The 463-nt window shown below is 64.6% G+C and carries 1 protein-coding gene; it reads left to right on the top strand.

From position 1 onward, the window contains the following. On the top strand, nucleotides 1-313 hold a 313-nt coding region (locus EN852_RS35150), incomplete at its 5' end, for a GFA family protein (protein ID WP_135879624.1). Nucleotides 314-463: the final 150 nt, after the last annotated feature.

The following is a 463-nucleotide window of genomic DNA, read 5'->3' as shown; positions in this document are numbered from 1 at the left end:
GGCCTGCAAACGGCGCACGGGCAGCGCGTTCAGCTTCAACGCCCGGTTTGCGGAGAACGACGTGTCCATCCAGGGACGCGCGGCGGAGTTCACGCGCATTGGCGACGAGGGCAGCCGCGTCATCTACAGCTTCTGCCGGGATTGCGTCACCACCGTCCATTGTCGGATCGATGTCCAGCCCGGTCTGCTCGCCATTCCGGTGGGTGCCTTCGCCGATCCATCGTTCCCGCCACCGTTCCTGTCGTTCTATCACGACAGCCGGCGCTGTCAGTGGGTTGAGGTCCGCACCGAGCCTCCCGCGACGTTCGGCTGAAGACGCCGGCAGCCTCCGGCTGACGTTTAGGGTCAAAACCCAATCACCATGAATAACCGAGTTCGCCCCTGAGCGGACGCTCGTTCGCGCTCGGCCGAATTCACGCCCATGACCCGTAGCCGACACTCCGCAGCGAGCTGAGAATGCCTG

The sequence above is a fragment of the Mesorhizobium sp. M2E.F.Ca.ET.209.01.1.1 genome (assembly GCF_004010375.2).
In the GTDB taxonomy this organism is placed as follows: Bacteria; Pseudomonadota; Alphaproteobacteria; order Rhizobiales; family Rhizobiaceae; genus Mesorhizobium.
This window is presented reverse-complemented; position numbering and strand designations above follow the sequence as displayed.